We start from the raw sequence: 18,509 nt of genomic DNA, 5'->3' as shown, positions 1-18,509 counted from the left end.
GAGGCGGACATGCAAGAGGACCTGTGGGAATTCGCGTTGGCAGTATACGCCCGGCCCGGCGTGGAAGGCGCCTGTTTGCGTCTGCAGGAGGCTGGCGCCGATGTCTGCCTGGTGCTGACGGCGCTCTGGCTGGATCGGCGCGCCTGCGCCCTAGACAGCGAAGGACTGGCGCGGCTGCAGCGTGCCGCGCAGCACTGGCAGGACACGGTGGTGCGTCCGCTGCGCCAGCTACGGCAGGCCTGGAAGGCCGCATCCGGCGCGGACGAAAGCCTGGCGGCATTGCGCGAGCAGCTCAAGGGACTGGAATTGGCGGCGGAACGTGAACAGCTCGCTCGCCTGGCGCGCCTGGCCGCGCACTGGCCGTGTCGCGCTGCTCAGGACTCGGAGACCTGGCTGCACGCGCTGACACCGCGCGAGGCAGCCGCAGCGGACCTCGACCTGCTGGCCGAGGCGGCGCGGATGATCCGGGTCTAGACCGAAGCCAGACGCGGTTGCTGGTGCGAGGTGTGCAGCACCTCGATGAGGCAGTCTTCCAGCTCGAAGCGCTCGCGCAGGGTTTCGCCCAGCAGCTTGAGTTCGATGGTCAGCAGACCCGGGTCCCGGTAGGCGCCGCGCTCGAATCTGTCGTTGAAGTTCAGGGCGGCGTCGGTCAGGGCCTGCAGACGCGGATAGACGCTGTCGGCGAACTCGATGGCGCGCTCGTCCTGGAATTCCCGGGCTTCGGCCACCAGCTGCTCGTAGATCTCGAAATGCGCAGTGGACATGTAGTCGACCAGCATGTCGCAGAGTCGCTCCAGTTCACTGACCTCGCGCACCGGTCCCAGCAGGGGCTCCATGTCCAGGGTTTCGTAAGCGGTCACCAGCTCGCGGCGGGCAATCAGCCAGCGGTCGATCAGCTGGTGGACCCCACCCCAGCGTTCCTGGGCATTGCGGCAGGTTTCTAGCATGACGGCAGCTCTCTATACGGGCGAGACGGTCCGGGCGCGGGCGCCCGGGTGTTATCAGGAACTATACCGACATCGCCTCGCCAGGCGAGTGCCGTTGCTCGGAGAAAGCTCAGCGACGGCGGAACACCTTGACCAGGCTCAGGGCCATGAGCAGCACGAAGGCCAGCAGGCTCCATTCCGGGATGCTCAGACCGAACAGCGTCCAGTTGACCTCGGCGCAGTCGGCGGTGCCGTGCAGGACCAGGCGGATGATCTCCTGGAAGGGCAGCGCCTGCATCATGTAGTCCAGGCTCGGCAGGCAGGCCGCCAGCTCTTCCGCCGGGACCGTCTGCAGATAGACCTGGCGGCCGGCGGTGGCGGCACCAGCGGCGGCCAGCAGCAGCAGGACCACGCCATAGATGCGCCGCCCGCGCTTGCCCGGTGCCTGGATGCCGGCGATCAGCGCCACCACCCCGACCAGGATGAAGAAGATCCGTTGCATGACGCACAGCGGGCACGGTTCGAGGCCGACCACGTGTTCGAGATAGAGACCGACGCCCATGAGCACCGCGCAGGTGGCGGCCATGAACAGGAAGATGAAGCGGGGACTAGTCACGGACGCGCCGTCTCCAACAGGGAATTGGGACGTTACGGTAGTGAAAGCCCGGGCACCTTTCAAGGACCCGGGTAGAGGAGGCGTGCCGTCAGACCCTGGGCGTCGGCAGCGAAGTGGTGTCGGACTCGCGCCATTGGCTCTGCAGGAGCTGCTGGCTGCGGTTCACATCGCCCAGCTGGATGGCCACTCGGGCCAGTTCGCCGGCGGTGACCGCGGACGGCCGCTGCGCCAGGCTGCGCTCCAGGTATTCGCGCGCCTTGCCCCACAGCTGGTTGTTCATGCACAGCCGTCCCAGGGCCAGCAGCAGCACCGCATCCTGGGGTCGGTCCTTGAGCCAGCCCTCGGCGTGGTGCAGCGGGCGACTGGCGTCGCGCGGACGCAGCTGGCCATAGAGCTCGACCAGACGCTCGTCCCACTGGCGATTGAGGGTGATGTGCAGCACCTCTTCGGCCAGATCGTCGCGGCCGATGGCGCGCAGCTGACGGGCATAGGCCAGCACCACCGAGGCGTCGCCCTTGAGCGCCGTGGGCACCTGCTGCCACTGGGCGTCCACCGCCGATTCCGCGCCCTGGGCGGGCACCTCGTCGAGGGTGGCGATCCAGACCTTGCGCTCCAGGTCATCCTGCTCCTGGGGTCGCAGTACCTGCTGCTTGCGCAATTGCGGCAGCAGGGCGATCAGCGCCGGCCAGTCGCGCAGGGTCACCTGCAGCCGCTGCAGTTGCAGCAACACCTCGCCATTCTTCGGATATTTGGCCTGCAACGGCGCCAGGCTGTCGCGGGCCTCCAGGTACTGACCACGGTCGATCTGCAGCCGGGCCTGTTGCAGGCCGATGGCCAGCTCGGCCTGGGGCTCGCGCTCACGGGCCTGGCGCAGCAGGCGGTCGCGTTCTTCCAGGTCACCCAGTTCATTGGCGGCGCGGGCAGCGCCCAGCAGCACGAACAGCGGCTGGTCGGCGTGCTCGGCGGCGCCTTTCAGGTGCTTGAGGGCACCGCTCCAGTTGCCTTCGGCCAGCTCCAGCTGACCCTTGTGGCGAGCCTGCTCCAGGCGGCGCTGGCGATTGTGCCGCGACCAGGGATTGAGCACCTTGCCGGTCAGACCCAGGGCGCCCAGCACCAGCTTGAGGATGTAGAGCGCCAGCCAGGCGGCCACCAGCATGGCCAGGAAGGCCCAGAGACTCGATTCGTAGCGGAAGTTGCTGTAGGACAGCAGCACGTAGCCCGGCTCCTTGGCCAGCACCACGGCGACGCCCAGGCCGACGAGCAGGACGAACAGGAACAGCAGGTACAGGCGCTTCATGGGCGATTCTCCTGAGCCGCGCCGGCGGCGGCATTGTTCGGCTGGATTTGCTGACGCTGGGCGATGTAGGCCTGCAGCGCGGTCAGGGCCGGCGTCAGGTCAGGTGCCTCGAAGGTGACCGGACGCTCGGCCAGCTCCTGCAGGCGCAGCTTGACCGCACGGCTGTCGGGATTCTGGTTGTTGAAATGAGCGGCGAGGACGTCTTCGGCCTGCTCGATGGAGAGCCGATAGACCTCCTGATTGCCGTTGAGCACGGCCCACTGCGCCTGCTCCAGCGCCAGGCTCATGGCCAGGCGCACCTGGGCGAGGGATTCCTCGGCCAGCAGCGGACGAATCGGCTGATCGGCGGAGAAGTCGATGCGGAAGTAACTGGAGATGCGCTGGCGGAAATCCTGCCACCACTGCTGCAGCGCATTGCTCGGCGGAACCGCGGCCTTTTCCACGCCGGGCTGGTCGGCCACCGTGGTGGAAAAGCGCGGCGGCAGGGGCTCCAGGCTCTGCACCTGATTGCGCAGCGAAGCCAGCTGGACGAACTGCCCGGTACGATCCAGATCGGGCAACTGACGCAGGGTCTGCTGGGCATTGGCCACCTGCTGACGCGCGTTGAAGGCGGCCGGATCGTTTTGCGCCTTGAGGATGTCATCGACGCCCTGCAGCAGATTCTGGGCGCTGGGCACATCCTGCAACGCGGTCATGCGCAGAGTGGCCATGCGCAGCAGGTGCTCGGCCTCCGTCAGGCGCCAGGCCTGGCGACTCTGGCCGACCACCTCCTTGAACTGCTCGGCGAGGTGCTGCTGGTCCCCCTGCAGCTCGGCCAGCTGACGGCGGCGCTCTTCCAGCTCGTTGGCCGAGGGCAGGCGGCCTAGATCGGCACTCAACGCCTGGTTGCGATTTTCCAGCTGGCGCAGCTGGCTGCGCAGATCCTCGGCCTGGGCGGCCTGGCTCTGCTCGGTCTGGCGCACCTGCTGCAGTTGCCAGACGCTCCAGCCACCGACACCCAGGCCACCGGCGGCTACCAGCAGGGCCAGCAGCGCGAGGCCGGACGCCTTGCCCGAGCCCTTGCGGCGCACGCCTGCCGGTGGCGGTGATGGCGGCGGCGAGGCGGGAGTCACGACTGGATCGGGAGAGACGTCGTCGGCGCGGGGGGCTTGAGTTTCGCTCACGGGAATTCCTTGTAGGGTCAATCCGGATGGTGATGGGCAAGCGCGGCGATCAAGGCGCTGGCGCTGGCGCCCTGGCACTCGATGATACGATCGCAGCCGCTGGCGCGAGCCAGTTCGGCCACACGGGCGCTGGGTACCAGCAGGGGATAACGGCGCACCGCGGGCCAATCCGCACCCGCACAGGCCTGCAGATGCGCGAAACCCTGCCCACTGCTGACCATGATGGCATTCAGGCGTTCCGCTGCCAGGGTCTCTAGGACCTGCCCTGCAGGGTACTCCGGGCACTGGCGGCGATAGAGTTCGAGCACCTCGACGCGGGCGCCGCGGGCGGTGAGGATTTCGACCAGCAGGTCGCGGCCGCCCTCGCCGCGCAGCAGCAGGACCTGGGGCTCCGGACGCTGCAGGGCTGCGGCCAGGGCCGGCAGCGCCAGCAGGCCTTCACTGTCTTCGCGCTGGGGATGGTGCACCTGAAGTCCGTAGTCTTCGAGCACCGCTGCGGTGGCCACGCCCACGGCGAACCACGCCTGTAGCGGTGGTTGCGGCCAGTAGCGGTCGAGGGCGGCGAGGCCCAGGCGGGCTGCCGGTTTGCTCACCACCAGTACCGCGGCATAGCGATCGAGATCGAGCCAGAGCGAGCGCTGTGCGGGCGTTTCCGCCAGCGGCTGCAAGTCCAGCAACGGCAGGCTGGCAGTGGCGATGCCCGCCTGATCCAGGGCCGCGGCCAGCGGTGGATTCTCTTCCGCCGGCCGGGTCAGCAGCAGCCGCCAGCCGCTCATGATGCGCCGCTGGTCCCGTAGACGGCGTCGAGGATGTCCTGGGCGCCCTGGGCGAGCAGGTCCTCGGCCACCGCCACGCCAAGGGTGGCGGGATCGTTCAGCGGGCCGCGGGCCTCGGCGCGCAGCAGCAGGCCGCCATCGGGCTGGCCGACCAGGCCGCGCAGCCAGAGCAACTCGCCCTGCTGCACGGCATAGCAGGCGATGGGCACCTGGCAGCCGCCATTGAGACGGCGATTCAGAGCGCGCTCGGCAGCCACCCGGCGTTCGGTGTCGAAATGGTGCAGGGATTCGAGCAGCCCATGGACCTCGGCATCGTCGGTCCGGCATTCGATGCCCACGGCGCCCTGGCCACCCGCCGGCAGGCTGTCTTCGACGGTCAGGTATTCACGAATGCGTGCGGCGAAACCCAGGCGGATCAGTCCGGCGGCGGCCAGGATGATGGCGTCGTAGTCGTCGGCATCGAGCTTGGCCAGGCGGGTGTTGACGTTGCCGCGCAGGAAGCGGATCTCCAGATCCGGGCGCAGGGCCAGCAACTGGGCCTGGCGTCTCAGGCTGGACGTCCCCACCACACTGCCCAGGGGCAACTCGGCAAGACCGCTGTAGCGGTTGGCGACGAAGGCGTCACGGGGGTCTTCCCGCTCGCAGATGGCGTACAGGCCAAGACCTGCGGGAAACTCCATGGGGACATCCTTCATGGAGTGCACGGCGATGTCGGCGCTGCCGTCGAGCAGGGCGTTTTCCAATTCCTTGACGAACAGGCCCTTGCCACCGATCTTGGCCAGCGGCGCGTCGAGCAGCTTGTCACCGCGACTGATCATCGGCAGCAGGCTCACCCGCAACCCCGGATGCGCCGCTTCGAGGCGATCCTTGACAAAGTTGGCTTGCCAGAGCGCCAGGGCACTCTGGCGCGTGGCGATTCGGATTTCGCGGAGCATGGACATTACCGGCATGTCAGATTGCCGGCCATGATAGCAGGTCGACCGGCGCCCCTACCCCGCCAAGCGCCGGTCGTCGGCCCGGAAGCGCCGTCAGATGCTGTGCATCAGGCGACGTACACCGGCCACATGGCGGCGGCTGACGGTGAGGGCGTCGCCGTTCATGCCCTTGAGGAACAGCTGGAAGTGACCCAGGGGCGTCCGCTGCAACCGCTCGATGCGCTCGCGGGAAACCAGCGCATTACGGTGGATGCGCACGAAGCGCTCGCCGAATTCGTCTTCCAGCGCCTTGAGCGGCTCGTCGAGCAGCACCTCGCCACCGGAATGCCTGAGCGTCACGTACTTGTGATCGGCGATGAAGTAGACCACGTCGTCCAGCGGAATCAGCTCGATACCCTTGCGGGTCCGCGCGCTGATATGGCTGCGCGGACCCGGGCCACCACTGGCCGGCGGCTTGGTCAGGGCAGCGAGCTGCATCCGGTTGGGACGCTGGGCCTTGTTCAGGGCAGCGGCCAGGTCTTCCTGTCGCACCGGCTTGACCAGATAGCCCACGGCGCTGACCTGAAAGGCGTCGAGCGCGTATTCGTCATGGGCGGTCACGAAGATCACCGCGGGCGGCGATTCGCGCTCGCAGAGTCGTGCGGCCACCTGCAAACCGTCCAGACCCGGCATGCGGATGTCGAGCAGGACGATATCGGGCTTGAGGTTTTCGACCAAAGCGAGGGCTTCCTCACCGTTGGTGGCTGTTGGCTCCAGGGCGGTATAACCGTCCAGTTGCCCCACCAGACGGGCCAGACGCTCGCGCGCCAAGGGTTCGTCATCGACGATCAGGACATTCATAAGCTCAGGCTTCCCGCATGAGTCGCTCGCATGGATAGCGAAGAGACGTTGTATGCCGCTGGTCGCGGCGTTCGATTTTGAGACTCGCAGCTGGTCCGAAAAGTGCCGTCAATCGCGCCTCGATATTGCTTAAAGCTTGACGGGTGCCCTTCGGTGGGCGTGGCTGCTGCTCCACCTCCGGGTCATAGGGATTGCTGATGACCAGTTCGAAGACCCCGTCCCGGTAGGTGGCGAAGATGGTCACCAGGCCGCCTTCGATGCGCGGCGCGACGCCGTAGATCAGGGCGTTTTCCAGCAACGGCTGCAGCGTCAGCTGGGGAATCGGCAGGTCCGCCGGCACCCCGTCCACGTCCCACTGCAGCTGCAGCCGATCACCCAGGCGCAGGCGCTCGATTTCCAGATAACGCCGCGACAGCTCCAGCTCCTCGGACCAGCGTACCCGGCTGCCCGGCTGGGCCAGGCTGGCGCGAAACAGCGCCGACAGGTCCAGCACCGCGCGTTCGGCCTTGTCGGCGTCCAGGGCGACCAGGCTGGCGATGCTGTTCAGGCTGTTGAACAGGAAATGCGGGCGGATGCGTGCCTGCAGCGACTCGATGCGCGCCTGCAATTCGGCCTGCTGCTGGCGGCGCCACTGGCTCTGCAGCCAGAAGTAGCGCAGCAGCAGCATGGACATGATCAGGGCGATCAGCGCGTGTCTCATGTACAGCCGCACCTCGCCGACCCGCTGCAGGGGCCCGGCCAGCTGCAGCCAGTCGGCCACCAGGGTGCAGAGCAGCGTCAGGGCCACCACGATGGCACAGCAGAAACCGCCGGCCACCACCGGTCGATGGCGTGCCAGCCAGGGCCGCAGGCGACAGAGCAGCGCCGCCGACAGCAGCACGATCCATTGCACGAACAACGAGACCAGCGCCAGGCGGATCCAGTTGAACTGCAGGGTGAAGGGTTCTGCCAGCACCAGGACGAGCACCAGCAGCTCGGCCAGCACCACCAGCACGAGCAGGGCTTCCGGTTCGCAGAGCGCCGGGACGAAGAAGTCGTCGACCTTGACCGGTCGGGGAGTTTTGCGGCGTTCGAGGATCATGGAGGCAGTGTGGGTCAGATACCACTCGTCGGCAAGTCGGCTCCGTTGAATCGGGCCGACACCCGTTCAGGACTGCTATCATCGGCCTTCTCCTACCCTTACCGACAAGCCCAGCAGCAGGCCGATCCATGAGCAGCGAAAAAACCAACCAGTCCTGGGGCGGACGCTTCAGCGAACCCGTCGACGCCTTCGTCGCCCGCTTCACCGCCTCGGTGGACTTCGACAAGCGCCTCTACCGCCACGACATCCTCGGCAGCCAGGCCCATGCCCGCATGCTGACCCAGGCCGGGGTGCTCAGCGAAGCCGAGCGCGACGCCATCGTCGCCGGGCTGGACGAGATCCGCGGCGAGATCGAGGCCGGCACCTTCGAGTGGCGCGTCGACCTGGAAGACGTGCACATGAACATCGAGGCGCGCCTGACCGAGCGCCTGGGCGTGGTCGGCAAGAAGCTGCACACCGGACGCAGCCGCAACGACCAGGTGGCCACCGATATCCGCCTGTGGCTGCGCGACGAGATCGACGCCATCCTCGTCGAGCTCAACCGCCTGCAGGCAGGCCTGCTGCAACTGGCCGAGACCGAAGCCGACACCATCATGCCCGGCTTCACCCACCTGCAGACCGCGCAACCGGTGACCTTCGGCCACCACCTGCTGGCCTGGTTCGAGATGCTTTCCCGCGACCACGAGCGCCTGGTCGACTGCCGCAAGCGTGTCAACCGCATGCCCCTGGGCAGCGCCGCCCTGGCCGGCACCACCTACCCCATCCAGCGCCAGGTCACCTGCGAACTGCTGGGCTTCGAGGCCATTGGCGGCAACTCCCTGGACGGCGTCTCGGATCGCGACTTCGCCATCGAATTCTGCGCCGCGGCCTCCCTGGCGATGATGCACCTGTCGCGCTGCTCCGAAGAACTGGTGCTCTGGACCAGCGCCCAGTTCCAGTTCATCGACCTGCCCGACCGCTTCTGCACCGGCTCCTCTATCATGCCGCAGAAGAAGAACCCGGACGTCCCCGAGCTGGTGCGCGGCAAGACCGGCCGGGTGTTCGGCGCCCTCACCGGCCTGCTGACCCTGATGAAGGGCCAGCCGCTGGCCTACAACAAGGACAACCAGGAAGACAAGGAACCGCTGTTCGACGCCGCCGACACTCTGCGCGATTCCCTGCGGGCCTTCGCCGACATGGTCCCGGCGATCAAGCCCAAGCGCGAGATCATGCGCGAGGCGGCCCGCCGCGGCTTCTCCACCGCCACCGACCTCGCCGACTACCTGGTGCGCAAGGGCCTGCCCTTCCGCGACTGCCACGAGATCGTCGGCCACGCGGTCAAGTACGGCGTGGACAGCGGCAAGGACCTGGCCGAGATGAGCCTGGACGAACTGCGGCGCTTCAGCGACCAGATCGAGCAGGACGTTTTTGCCGTCCTGACCTTGGAAGGTTCGGTCAATGCCCGCGATCATATCGGCGGTACCGCCCCGGCCCAGGTCCGCGCCGCCGTGCAACGCGGTCGCGCGCTGCTGGCCCAGCGCTGATCCGGCCCTTGCGCTGCTCGCCGCCCCTTCAGCGGGGCGGGCGAGCAAGCCGCCGGCCGAAGACCCCGCCCCTGCCGCTCATCGGCAGCCCGAACCGGCGCAGATGCTCACGCCATCGTCGCGCAGGCGCCTGATCCGAAGACAAGGGCTCTAGGCAAGGGCTCTCTGTGCAAGGGGGCTGGAAAGCCGGTCAGGCGACCGCCGACCAGCCGCTGATAGGTACGACGACTGGCGCTCAGGACTGCGCCCCGGCAGCCGATACTGGAGACTTGACCAGCCGTTCGAGTCAAGTCTCATGCGCCTTTCAGCCTGTTCCATCCTGCTTTGCGGAATGTTCGCCGCGGCTTCCAGCCAGGCCGCCCTGCCGGCGCCGCTGCCACAGACGCTCACCTGGCATGTCCAGCTGAACGGCGTGCTGCAAAAGCCCAATCGCACCCTCTACGACATCGATCTCTATGACACCAGCAAGGCGGTGATCGCCAACCTGAAGGGCAACGGGAAGACGGTGATCTGCTATTTCAGCGCCGGCACCTGGGAAGACTGGCGGCCCGACGCCGCGCTCTATCCCAAGGCCGCCCTGGGCAAGGCGCTGGACGCCTGGCCGGGCGAACGCTGGCTGGACATCCGCCGGGCCGACGTCCGCGCCTTGCTGGCCAAGCGCCTGGACCTGGCGGTGCAGAAGGGTTGCCAGGGCGTGGATCCGGACAATGTCGACGGTTTCAGCAATCCCAACGGCCTCAAGCTGACCAAGGCCCAGCAACTGGACTTCCTCAACTGGCTGGCCGACGAGGCGCACAGGCGCAGTCTGCTGGTGGGTCTGAAGAACGCCGTGGACCTGGTGCCGAGCCTCTACGGCAAGTTCGACTTCGCCCTCAACGAGAGCTGCTACGACTACGCCGAGTGCAATGCCTACAGCTACTTCCGCACCCAGAAGAAGCCGGTGATGATCATCGACTACGGCCTCTACAGCACCAAGCGCTGCAGCCAGGCCAAGACCTCGGGCTACAACCTGCAATTCTACCCGCTGTCGCTGGCGGCGCTGGGCACCGCCTGCAAGTAGGCAGGCGCTCAGTCGAGCCCGGCCTTCTTGTGCGACCTCTGCCCCAGCGCGATCCAGTCCAGATCGCCCTCGCCCTGGGCGACGGCCTCCAGCAGGTTGTCTCTCAGGACGCTGGCGAAGGGTAGCGGTACCGCCTTTTCCTGACCGGCCGCCAGAGCCAGGCCGACGTCCTTGAGTCCCAGGCTGAGCTTGAAGGCCGCCGGCGAGAACTTTCGCTCGGTCAGCAGGCGCCCGTAGTTCTGGTAGACCGGTGCGGCGAACAGCGTGCTGGTGAGGATCTCCAGCAGCGCCGCGGGCGCTATGCCATAGCTGCGCGCCAGGGCGGTACTCTCGCCCATGGTCTCGATGGCGCTGGCGATCATGAAGTTGCCGGCGATCTTGACCACATTGGCCTGCCGTGGCTCGGCGCCCACCGGCCAGGTCTTGCGCCCCAGCACATCGAGCAGCGGCTGGACCCGCGCGATCGCTTGCGGATCCCCCGCCACCACGATGTTGAGCTGGCCACTGGCGGCTACGTCGGTGCGCCCGAACACCGGCGCCGCCACATAGCCCACGCCCGCCTCGGCATGGCGCGCGACCAGTTCGTCGACCAGGGCCACCGACAGGGTGGCCATGCTGACGTGGATCAGTCCGGCCCGCGCCTGTTGCAGGGCGCCGCTGTCGAGGACCACCTCGCGGGTAGCGGCGTCATTGGCCAGGATGCTGAAGACCACCTCCACGTCGAAGGCCTCCGCCGGCGTCGCCGCCGCGCGGGCACCCTGCCCGACCAGAGCCTGGACCGGCTCCGGGGAGCGGTTCCAGACCACCACCTCATGGCCTGCCTTGAGCAGATTGGCGGCCATGCCCTGGCCCATGCCACCCAGACCGATGAATCCGATACGCATAGCTTTGCCTCCTCGAGGTGCGATGGATGCCGCCGGCTACAGCCAGCGGCGAAACTTGAACCAGGCATAGGGAATCAGCGCCGAGACCACCATGGCGCCCAGCGCCAGCGGATAGCCGAAGTGCCAGTCCAGCTCCGGCATGACCTTGAAGTTCATGCCGTAGATGGTGCCCACCAGGGTCGGTGGCAGAAACAGCACCGAGGCGATGGTGAACACCTTGACGATGTTGTTCTGCTCCACGCTGATCAGCCCTAGCGTGGCGTCGAGCAGAAAACCGATCTCGCCGTTCATCTTGGTCTGGTAGTCACTCAGCGAGCGCACGTCGCGCTCCAGCGTCTTGAACCAGGTCTTGGCCGTGCCCGAGATCCAGGTGGCGCCCGCCCGCCGCAGGTAGGAGACGATGCGATTGATGCCCAGCAGACTCTCGCTGAGCTGGGCCAGCAGCTGGTTGCTGCGACCCAGCTGCTTGACGATGGATTGCAGGTCGGTCTTGGGCTGCTTTTCCTGATGGGGATCGAGGGGTTCGCGAAACACCGCCTTGGCCAGGCGATTGAGATGCGCCTGCACCGATTCGAGGATGTCGGCCACCCGATCCACCAGGCTGTCCAGCAAGGAAGCGAAGATGACGTCGCTGCGACAGTGCTGCCGCGCCTGCTGCTGGGCCTTGCCGAGAAAGGCCTTGAAGGCGGCCAGCTCGGCGTAGCGCACTGTCACCAGCCACTCGGGCGTCAGCACGAAATTGACCACCGAGGCCTGCGGCTGGTGTTCACTGAAACCACTGACCACCGTGGTGGTAAGGTGCAGGGCCTGGTCGGTCTGATAGAGTCGCGAGGACTCCTCGATCTCGGCGATTTCTTCCCGGGTGGGGATGTCCATCGCCAGCGCCTGTTCGAGATAGCGTTCCTCTGCCTCACTGGGGTCGAGCAGATCGACCCAGAGCAGATCCGCGGGCAGCGGGTCTCCCGGCGACAAGGGCTGCGCGACCAGCTCGTCGGCGGACAGGCGATAGCAGGTGATCATCGAAAAGACTCCAGGCCGGCATCGGGGGGGTCGCACTGTAACAAAAGGTATCCAGACATGATTGACCACGCCGATGACGAAGAATCCTTCGTGTCCTCCCAGCTGATCGAAGCGGTGGAGAACCAGCTCGCCGCCGGCGAGCCGGATTATGTCCAGGCTGTACTCAACAAGCTGACCCTGGTCGGCTACGAGCGCGAAGAGGCCGTCCTGCTGATGGCCCAGGCGCTGTCCTACGAGATCGCAGCCATGCTCGACGCCGATCGCCCTTTCAATGGCGCCCACTACGAGCGCCTGCTGCGGGCCCTGCCCGAGCTGCCGGAGCCGGCGGAAGACTAGGCCTCGGCCGGCTCCAGCGCCAGCAGCTCAACCTGCTGCTCCTTGCCGCCGGGCACCGGCCAGCTGAGGTGCTCGCCGGGCGTCGCCCCGAGCAGCGCACTGCCGGCCGGCGCCAGCACCGAGACCCGTCCCTCGCCACCGGCGTCCTCCGGATAGACCAGCACCACCTGGTACTCCTTGCCGGTATCGGTCTCGCGGCAACGCACCCGCGAATTCATGGTGACCACCGCGCCGATCTCTGCGGGCGCCACCACTCGGGCCTGGGCCAGCTCCTCGTCCAGGGCCTCGGCCACGGGGCCGAATTCGGGCAGGTCATCGAGCAGCCTTTCGAGACGGGGCAGATCGACGGCGGAAACGGTGATGGGCGATGCATGGCGCATGGCGGACTCCTGGAGGACGAGACGACGCGGCCCCAGCCGCGAGCAGCGGCGGACCAACGGGATGACGGGCAACAGACGCCCAGTGGGAAGCCGCGATACGAGCGGCAAAAGAAAACGGCGCTCGAAAGGCGCCGTCAGGTCACGCTAGCACAGGGGTCGCGGCAGCGGTCAAGCCGCACCGACCGCAGGTCGTCATAGCCCGGGCAGGGCCACGTTCTCGCCGGTCTGCTCCAGGGTCACCCGCACCAGCAGCGCGCCGAGGGTCTCGGACGAGGTGTCGCAGATCCAGCTCTGGCCATCCCAGTCGAAGTGATAGCCGCCCGACCGCGCCGCCACCCAGAGCTGCACCAGCGGGGGCTGGCGGCTGAGGATGACCTGGCTGCCGTTGTCGAACTTGATCGTCAGCACGCCACCGGCATTTTCCAGATCGAGGTCCAGACCGCTGTCGTCATAGGCGTCTTCGACCTGGCGCTGGGTCTGGTCGACGAGGTGATGGAATTGCGCTTCGCTGAGCCGGCTCATGACGATCCTCGAAAGAAGGGAAACAATCGCCGCACGGTAGCGGGCCGCCCAGATGGCGTCCAGTCGCGGCTGTTGCCGGCAGCTGCGCTTCAGCCATCCGGGCGTGTCAAAGAGTCGCTCAACCCCGTTATACTCGGTGCAATATCATATTTTCGCATAGGTTTAGCGTCATGAAGCGCCTGTCTCTCCTCTTCATCGCCTGCGCCTGCCTGCTGGCCGGCTGCGGTCAGAAAGGCCCGCTGTACCTGCCGGACGACCAGAAAGCCGCCAAAGAACACCGCCACGACGTGTTCTAAGGAGCCACCATGGAAGTCTTCGCTGTCCGTGCAGGTGAACTGCATGCGGAGGGGGTAGCCCTGAGCGCCGTGGCGCAGGAATTCGGCACCCCCGCCTACGTCTACTCGCGAGCGCTCATCGAGAGCCAGTACCGCGCCTATACCGATGCGCTGGCCGGTCTGCCGCACCTGGTCTGCTTTGCCGTCAAGGCCAACTCCAACCTCGGCGTGCTCAATGTTCTGGCCCGCCTCGGCGCCGGCTTCGACATCGTTTCCCGCGGTGAACTGGAGCGCGTCCTGGCCGCCGGGGGCGATCCGCACCGGGTGGTGTTCTCCGGGGTCGGCAAGACCCGTGACGACATGCGCCGCGCCCTGGAAGTGGGCGTGCACTGCTTCAACGTCGAATCCGCCGACGAGCTGGAACGGCTGCAACAGGTAGCCGCGGAGCTGGGTGTGGTCGCGCCGATCTCGTTGCGGGTCAATCCCGATGTCGACGCCGGTACCCACCCCTACATCTCCACCGGTCTCAAGGAAAACAAGTTCGGCATCGACATCGCCGACGCCGAGGCGGTCTACGCCCGCGCCGCCGAGCTGCCGAATCTGCAGATTCTCGGGGTGGATTGTCATATCGGCTCCCAGCTCACCACCCTGCCGCCCTTCCTCGACGCCCTCGACCGCCTGCTGGCGCTGATCGATCGCCTCGCCGAGCGCGGTATCGTCCTGCGCCACCTGGACCTCGGTGGCGGCCTGGGCGTGCGCTATCGCGACGAACAGCCGCCGCTGGCCGGCGACTACATCCAGGCCATCCGCGAACGCACCGCCGGGCGCAATCTGACCCTGGTGTTCGAACCCGGCCGCTTCATCGTCGCCAACGCCGGCATCCTGCTGACCCGCGTGGAATACCTCAAGCACACCGCCCACAAGGACTTCGCCATCGTCGACGCGGCGATGAACGATCTGATCCGTCCGGCGCTGTACCAGGCCTGGATGGCGGTGGAGCCGGTGACCGCGCGCCAGGGCCAAGCCCGCCGCTACGACCTGGTCGGCCCCATCTGCGAGACCGGCGACTTCCTCGCCAAGGACCGCGAGCTGGTCCTGGCCGAAGGCGATCTGCTGGCCATCCGCTCCGCCGGGGCCTATGGCTTCACCATGAGTTCCAACTACAACACCCGTGGCCGTGCGGCCGAGGTGATGGTGGATGGCGACCAGGCGCACCTGGTCCGTCGGCGCGAGACGCTGGAAGAACTCTTCGCAGGCGAGAGCCGGCTGCCGGCCTGAGGGGAGTTCCATGCAACTGCGCTTCACCAAGATGCACGGTCTGGGCAACGACTTCATGGTCCTCGACCTGATCAGCCAGCACGCGCACATCCAGCCCAAGCACGTCCGTCTGTGGGGTGACCGCAAGACCGGTGTCGGCTTCGACCAGCTGCTGATCGTCGAGACCCCCAGCACCCCGGACGTGGACTTTCGCTATCGCATCTTCAACGCCGATGGCTCCGAGGTCGAACAATGTGGCAATGGCGCCCGCTGCTTCGCCCGCTTCGTCTTCGACAAGCGCCTGACGGTCAAGAAGCAGATCCGCGTCGAAACCAAGGGCGGCATCATCGAGCTGCTGCTCAAGGGCGACGGCCAGGTCCGTGTCGACATGGGCGCGCCGCGCCTGCAGCCGGCCGAGATCCCCTTCATCGCCGAGACGGAGACCCTAAGTCATGCCGTCCAGATCGAGGGCGAGACGGTCGAGCTGGCGGTGGTTTCCATGGGCAATCCCCATGGCGTGCTGCGGGTCGCCGACGTCGATCAGGCGCCGGTGCTCACCCTCGGCCCCCAGCTGGAGTGCCATCCGCGCTTTCCGCAAAAGGCCAACATCGGCTTCCTGCAGATCATCGACGCCCAGCGCGCCCGCCTGCGGGTCTGGGAGCGTGGCGTCGGCGAAACCCGCGCCTGCGGCACCGGTGCCTGCGCCGCCGCCGTGGCCGGGATCCGTCAGGGCTGGCTGAAATCCCCGGTCAGCATCGAATTGCCGGGCGGCCTGCTCAACATCGAGTGGGACGGCGTCGGTCAATCGGTGCTCATGACCGGTCCGGCCACCCGTGTCTACGAAGGCCAGGTAAGAGTATGAGCGACACCCCCGAACTGACCGCGGACCAGGTCGCCGACTGGCTGCTGGACCATCCGCACTTCTTCGCCGATCGCGAAGAGCTGCTGGCGGAGATGCGCGTGCCCCATCAGCGGGGCACCGCCATCTCCCTGGTCGAGCGGCAACTGGGTCTGCTGCGCGATCGCAATGGCGAGATGCGCCATCGCCTGAGCCACCTGATGGACGTGGCGCGGGACAACGACCGGCTGTTCGACAAGACCCGGCGGCTGATCATCGGCCTGCTCGACGCCAACAGCCTCGAAGAGGTGATAGGCACCGTCGAAGACAGCCTGCGCCATGAATTCAAGGTGCCCTACGTCGGCCTGATCCTGTTCCACGAGCATCCCCTGCCGGTCGGCCGCAGCGTCACGCCCGCCGAAGCACAAAAGGTGATCGGCGGCCTGCTGGGCGGCGAGAAGACCACCAGCGGTGTGCTGCGCGCCCACGAACTGGCCTTCCTGTTCGGCGACTCGGCCAAGGAAGAGGTCGGCTCCGCGGCCGTCGCCGCCCTCTCCCATCAGGGTCTGCATGGCGTCCTGGCGATCGGCAGCCCCGATCCCCAGCACTATCGCAGCAGCCTGGGCACGCTGTTCCTGAGCCACGTGGCGGAAGTCCTGGCGCGGGTACTGCCGCGCTTTCCCGTCCCCTTGCGTACGGTGCGCTGAGCCCGGGAGCGGAGCATGCAGGTACAGCTCGATGCCTATCTCGACCACCTGCGGCTGGAGCGCCAGGTTTCGCCCCACACGCTCGACGGCTACCGGCGCGACCTGCGCAAGCTGCTGACCTTCGTCGAAGCCGAAGGCCTGAGCGACTGGGACGGCCTGGACAGTCGCCGCCTGCGCGCCCTGATCGCCCAGCTGCACCGGGCCGGCGCCTCCAGTCGCAGTCTGGCGCGGCTGCTGTCGGCCTGCCGCGGCTTCTATCTCTACCTGATCCGCGAAGGCCACTGCAGCCAGGATCCGGCCCATGGACTCACGCCCCCCAAGGCACAGAAGGCCCTGCCCAAGGTGCTCGACGTCGACCGCTCCATGCAGCTGCTCGATGGCGCCGTGGAGGACGACTTCCTCGGCCTGCGTGATCAGGCGCTGCTGGAGCTCTTCTACAGCTCCGGACTGCGACTCTCCGAGCTGGTCGGGCTGGACCTCGGGGACGTGGACCTGGCCCAGGGACTGGTCCAGGTGCGCGGCAAAGGCAACAAGGAGCGGGTGCTGCCCATCGGCAGCAAGGCCCGGGACGCCCTGGAGGCCTGGCTCAGGGTCCGACTGCAGGCCGCACCGCCTGACGACGCCCTGTTCATCGGTCAGCGCGGCGTGCGCCTGACCCCCCGCGCGGTTCAGCTGCGGGTACGCGAGGCCGGCGTGCGCGAACTGGGCCAGCACCTGCATCCGCACATGCTCAGGCACAGCTTCGCCAGCCACATGCTCAGCGCCTCCGGCGATCTGCGTGCGGTCCAGGAGTTGCTCGGCCACGCCGACATCGCCACCACCCAGATCTACACCCACCTGGACTTCGGTCAGCTCGCCGAAGTCTATGACAAGGCGCACCCCCGCGCCAAGCGCAAGGCCAGCCGATGACAATTCACCTCGTAACCTTCGACCTCGACGACACCCTCTGGGAAATCGCGCCCGTCATTCATTCCGCCGAAGCCCTGCTGCGTGACTGGTTCGCCACCTCCGCACCGCGGCTGGGCAGCGTTCCGGTCGAGCACCTCTGGGCGATCCGCGATCGCCTGCTGCAGCAGGACGCCGGTCTCAAGCACCGGGTCAGCGAGATGCGCCGTCGCGTCATCCATCAGGCACTGCTCGATGCTGGCTACGGCGAACCCGAGGCCGCCCAGCTGGCCGAAGCAGGCTTCGCGATCTATCTGGCCGCTCGCCAGCAGGTCACCCTGTTCGACGACGTCCACCCCACCCTGGAACGCCTCGCCGATCGCTATACCCTGGGCGTGCTGACCAATGGCAACGCGGACGTCCAGACCATCGGCCTGGCCGACTACTTCCGCTTCGCCCTGAATGCCGAGCAGCTGGGCGTCGGCAAACCCGACCCCGCGCCTTTCCGCGAGGCCCTGCGCCTCACCGGCATTGCCGCCGACGCCACCGTGCACGTGGGCGACAATCCCGTGGACGATGTCGCCGGCGCCCAGCGCGCCGGCATCCGCGCCGTCTGGTTCAATCCCCTGCAGAACCCCTGGCAGGGTGCTGGCAAGCCGGATGCGGAGATCCGCAGTCTGAGCGAACTTCCCTCGCTGCTGGAAGGCTGGTCAGGCAAGCCGTGCATTCAGTAATACCAAATGCCGAAAGGCTGAATTTTTCGTGCTCGCCGGCCGTCTACTAGCCCCCTGGGTTCTGTTAACCAATCGCCAAAATATTCGTCACACTTGTCGACCTCGGCAGCAGGCACTTTGCGACCCCCTTCACCAAAAGCCGCGAGGCCGGAGGATTTTTTGCCAAGCACACCTCATTTGGCCGGCGATTCCTCGATAACAACAGTGCCAATAGCCGTCTCGCTGGCCGGATTTCCCCTCCGGACCTCGCGTTGACAGTGCTAACCCTTTTGACAATCATTGCGACAAGTTCGAAGTAGCGCTGGGATTGCGCGCTGAACCAGCCGCCGTTCAGGTCAGGGAAGACTGCATTACCTCCCCCCTCCTCTGCGTCTCGCCGATGGCTTCTCAAGTTCCTGCTCAAGCATTGTCAGGCCTTGATATCGGCAAATAACCCTCTGTTCATTCTGTCCAG

22 protein-coding genes are annotated in these 18,509 nt (G+C 66.8%); 10 read left to right on the top strand and 12 right to left on the bottom strand.

All coding sequences use genetic code 11. The annotated features are described in order from the left end of the window. The first annotated feature begins 9 nt into the window (after positions 1-9). Positions 10-474, top strand: a complete 465-nt coding sequence (locus QMX82_RS13570) for a TIGR02444 family protein (RefSeq protein WP_282284406.1) — start codon at positions 10-12, stop codon at positions 472-474. Here QMX82_RS13570 and QMX82_RS13565 read toward each other — a convergent pair. From QMX82_RS13565 to QMX82_RS13530, 8 genes are all read right to left on the bottom strand, one after another. Next, on the bottom strand, positions 471-947 hold the full coding sequence (locus QMX82_RS13565; RefSeq protein ID WP_007161363.1) for an Rsd/AlgQ family anti-sigma factor: 477 nt from the start codon (positions 945-947) through the stop codon (positions 471-473). The genes QMX82_RS13570 and QMX82_RS13565 overlap by 4 nt on opposite strands. A 109-nt stretch (positions 948-1,056) precedes the next feature. Then, positions 1,057-1,542, bottom strand: coding sequence for a disulfide bond formation protein B (locus tag QMX82_RS13560; protein WP_133860451.1), 486 nt, complete (start codon positions 1,540-1,542; stop codon positions 1,057-1,059). A gap of 88 nt (positions 1,543-1,630) precedes the next feature. Next, positions 1,631-2,839, bottom strand: a complete 1,209-nt coding sequence (locus QMX82_RS13555) for a heme biosynthesis HemY N-terminal domain-containing protein (protein ID WP_282284400.1) — start codon at positions 2,837-2,839, stop codon at positions 1,631-1,633. Then, on the bottom strand, positions 2,836-4,002 hold the full coding sequence (locus QMX82_RS13550; RefSeq protein WP_282284399.1) for a uroporphyrinogen-III C-methyltransferase: 1,167 nt from the start codon (positions 4,000-4,002) through the stop codon (positions 2,836-2,838). Before QMX82_RS13550 ends, QMX82_RS13555 begins: the two co-directional genes overlap by 4 nt. Positions 4,003-4,019: 17 nt before the next feature. Further along, positions 4,020-4,778 (bottom strand): uroporphyrinogen-III synthase, encoded by a 759-nt coding sequence (locus QMX82_RS13545; protein WP_282284397.1) that lies wholly within the window; start codon positions 4,776-4,778, stop codon positions 4,020-4,022. Further along, positions 4,775-5,713, bottom strand: coding sequence for a hydroxymethylbilane synthase (hemC, locus tag QMX82_RS13540; RefSeq protein WP_442969389.1), 939 nt, complete (start codon positions 5,711-5,713; stop codon positions 4,775-4,777). Before hemC ends, QMX82_RS13545 begins: the two co-directional genes overlap by 4 nt. Before the next feature lie 93 nt (positions 5,714-5,806). Next, positions 5,807-6,553 (bottom strand): LytR/AlgR family response regulator transcription factor, encoded by a 747-nt coding sequence (locus tag QMX82_RS13535; protein WP_208693158.1) that lies wholly within the window; start codon positions 6,551-6,553, stop codon positions 5,807-5,809. 4 nt (positions 6,554-6,557) lie between these two features. Further along, positions 6,558-7,634, bottom strand: a complete 1,077-nt coding sequence (locus tag QMX82_RS13530) for a sensor histidine kinase (protein ID WP_133860446.1) — start codon at positions 7,632-7,634, stop codon at positions 6,558-6,560. A 128-nt stretch (positions 7,635-7,762) separates the two neighbouring features. On the opposite strand from QMX82_RS13530, the gene argH reads away from it, so the two are divergent. Continuing rightward, positions 7,763-9,157, top strand: coding sequence for an argininosuccinate lyase (gene argH, locus QMX82_RS13525; RefSeq protein WP_282284394.1), 1,395 nt, complete (start codon positions 7,763-7,765; stop codon positions 9,155-9,157). A 295-nt stretch (positions 9,158-9,452) separates the two neighbouring features. Next, on the top strand, positions 9,453-10,217 hold the full coding sequence (locus QMX82_RS13520) for an endo alpha-1,4 polygalactosaminidase (RefSeq protein ID WP_282284392.1): 765 nt from the start codon (positions 9,453-9,455) through the stop codon (positions 10,215-10,217). An 8-nt stretch (positions 10,218-10,225) separates the two neighbouring features. Here the strand turns inward: QMX82_RS13520 and QMX82_RS13515 are convergent, their stop codons facing one another. Beyond that, positions 10,226-11,101 (bottom strand): NAD(P)-dependent oxidoreductase, encoded by an 876-nt coding sequence (locus QMX82_RS13515; RefSeq protein ID WP_282284390.1) that lies wholly within the window; start codon positions 11,099-11,101, stop codon positions 10,226-10,228. A 36-nt stretch (positions 11,102-11,137) separates the two neighbouring features. Continuing rightward, positions 11,138-12,121, bottom strand: coding sequence for a magnesium transporter CorA family protein (locus tag QMX82_RS13510; RefSeq protein ID WP_208693161.1), 984 nt, complete (start codon positions 12,119-12,121; stop codon positions 11,138-11,140). Between the two features lie 57 nt (positions 12,122-12,178). Here QMX82_RS13510 and QMX82_RS13505 point away from each other — a divergent pair, with 57 nt between their 5' ends. After that, complete coding sequence (locus QMX82_RS13505) at positions 12,179-12,457, top strand: hypothetical protein (protein WP_282284386.1); 279 nt, start codon at positions 12,179-12,181, stop codon at positions 12,455-12,457. On the opposite strand, the gene rnk is transcribed toward QMX82_RS13505, so the two are convergent. Both rnk and cyaY read right to left on the bottom strand, forming a co-directional pair. Next, positions 12,454-12,837 carry a nucleoside diphosphate kinase regulator gene (rnk, locus tag QMX82_RS13500; protein ID WP_208693163.1) on the bottom strand — a complete coding sequence of 128 codons (384 nt, stop codon included), beginning with the start codon at positions 12,835-12,837 and terminating at the stop codon, positions 12,454-12,456. The two genes, QMX82_RS13505 and rnk, sit on opposite strands and share 4 nt — an antisense overlap. A 192-nt stretch (positions 12,838-13,029) precedes the next feature. Next, positions 13,030-13,359: an iron donor protein CyaY gene (cyaY, locus tag QMX82_RS13495; protein ID WP_208693164.1), complete on the bottom strand. Its 330-nt coding sequence runs from the start codon at positions 13,357-13,359 to the stop codon at positions 13,030-13,032. Between the two features lie 170 nt (positions 13,360-13,529). Here cyaY and lptM point away from each other — a divergent pair, with 170 nt between their 5' ends. From lptM to QMX82_RS13465, 6 genes are read left to right on the top strand one after another with little or no spacing between them, the layout of a single operon-like run. Further along, positions 13,530-13,655, top strand: coding sequence for an LPS translocon maturation chaperone LptM (lptM, locus tag QMX82_RS13490; RefSeq protein WP_007161378.1), 126 nt, complete (start codon positions 13,530-13,532; stop codon positions 13,653-13,655). 9 nt (positions 13,656-13,664) lie between these two features. Further along, a complete protein-coding gene (lysA, locus tag QMX82_RS13485) occupies positions 13,665-14,912 on the top strand; it encodes a diaminopimelate decarboxylase (RefSeq protein ID WP_282284357.1) in 1,248 nt (415 codons plus the stop codon). Between the two features lie 10 nt (positions 14,913-14,922). Beyond that, on the top strand, positions 14,923-15,753 hold the full coding sequence (gene dapF, locus QMX82_RS13480; protein ID WP_282284355.1) for a diaminopimelate epimerase: 831 nt from the start codon (positions 14,923-14,925) through the stop codon (positions 15,751-15,753). Beyond that, positions 15,750-16,436, top strand: coding sequence for a DUF484 family protein (locus tag QMX82_RS13475; RefSeq protein WP_208693167.1), 687 nt, complete (start codon positions 15,750-15,752; stop codon positions 16,434-16,436). Before dapF ends, QMX82_RS13475 begins: the two co-directional genes overlap by 4 nt. Before the next feature lie 15 nt (positions 16,437-16,451). Then, complete coding sequence (gene xerC / locus QMX82_RS13470) at positions 16,452-17,345, top strand: tyrosine recombinase XerC (RefSeq protein ID WP_282284353.1); 894 nt, start codon at positions 16,452-16,454, stop codon at positions 17,343-17,345. Further along, positions 17,342-18,055 (top strand): HAD family hydrolase, encoded by a 714-nt coding sequence (locus QMX82_RS13465; protein ID WP_282284351.1) that lies wholly within the window; start codon positions 17,342-17,344, stop codon positions 18,053-18,055. Before xerC ends, QMX82_RS13465 begins: the two co-directional genes overlap by 4 nt. Positions 18,056-18,509: the final 454 nt, after the last annotated feature.

The sequence above is a fragment of the Pseudomonas sp. PS02302 genome (assembly GCF_029959585.1).
GTDB classification, from domain to species: domain Bacteria; phylum Pseudomonadota; class Gammaproteobacteria; order Pseudomonadales; family Pseudomonadaceae; genus Chryseomonas; species Chryseomonas aestiva.
The sequence above is the reverse complement of the archived record's forward strand: the minus strand, read 5'-3'. Positions and strand labels throughout refer to the sequence as shown.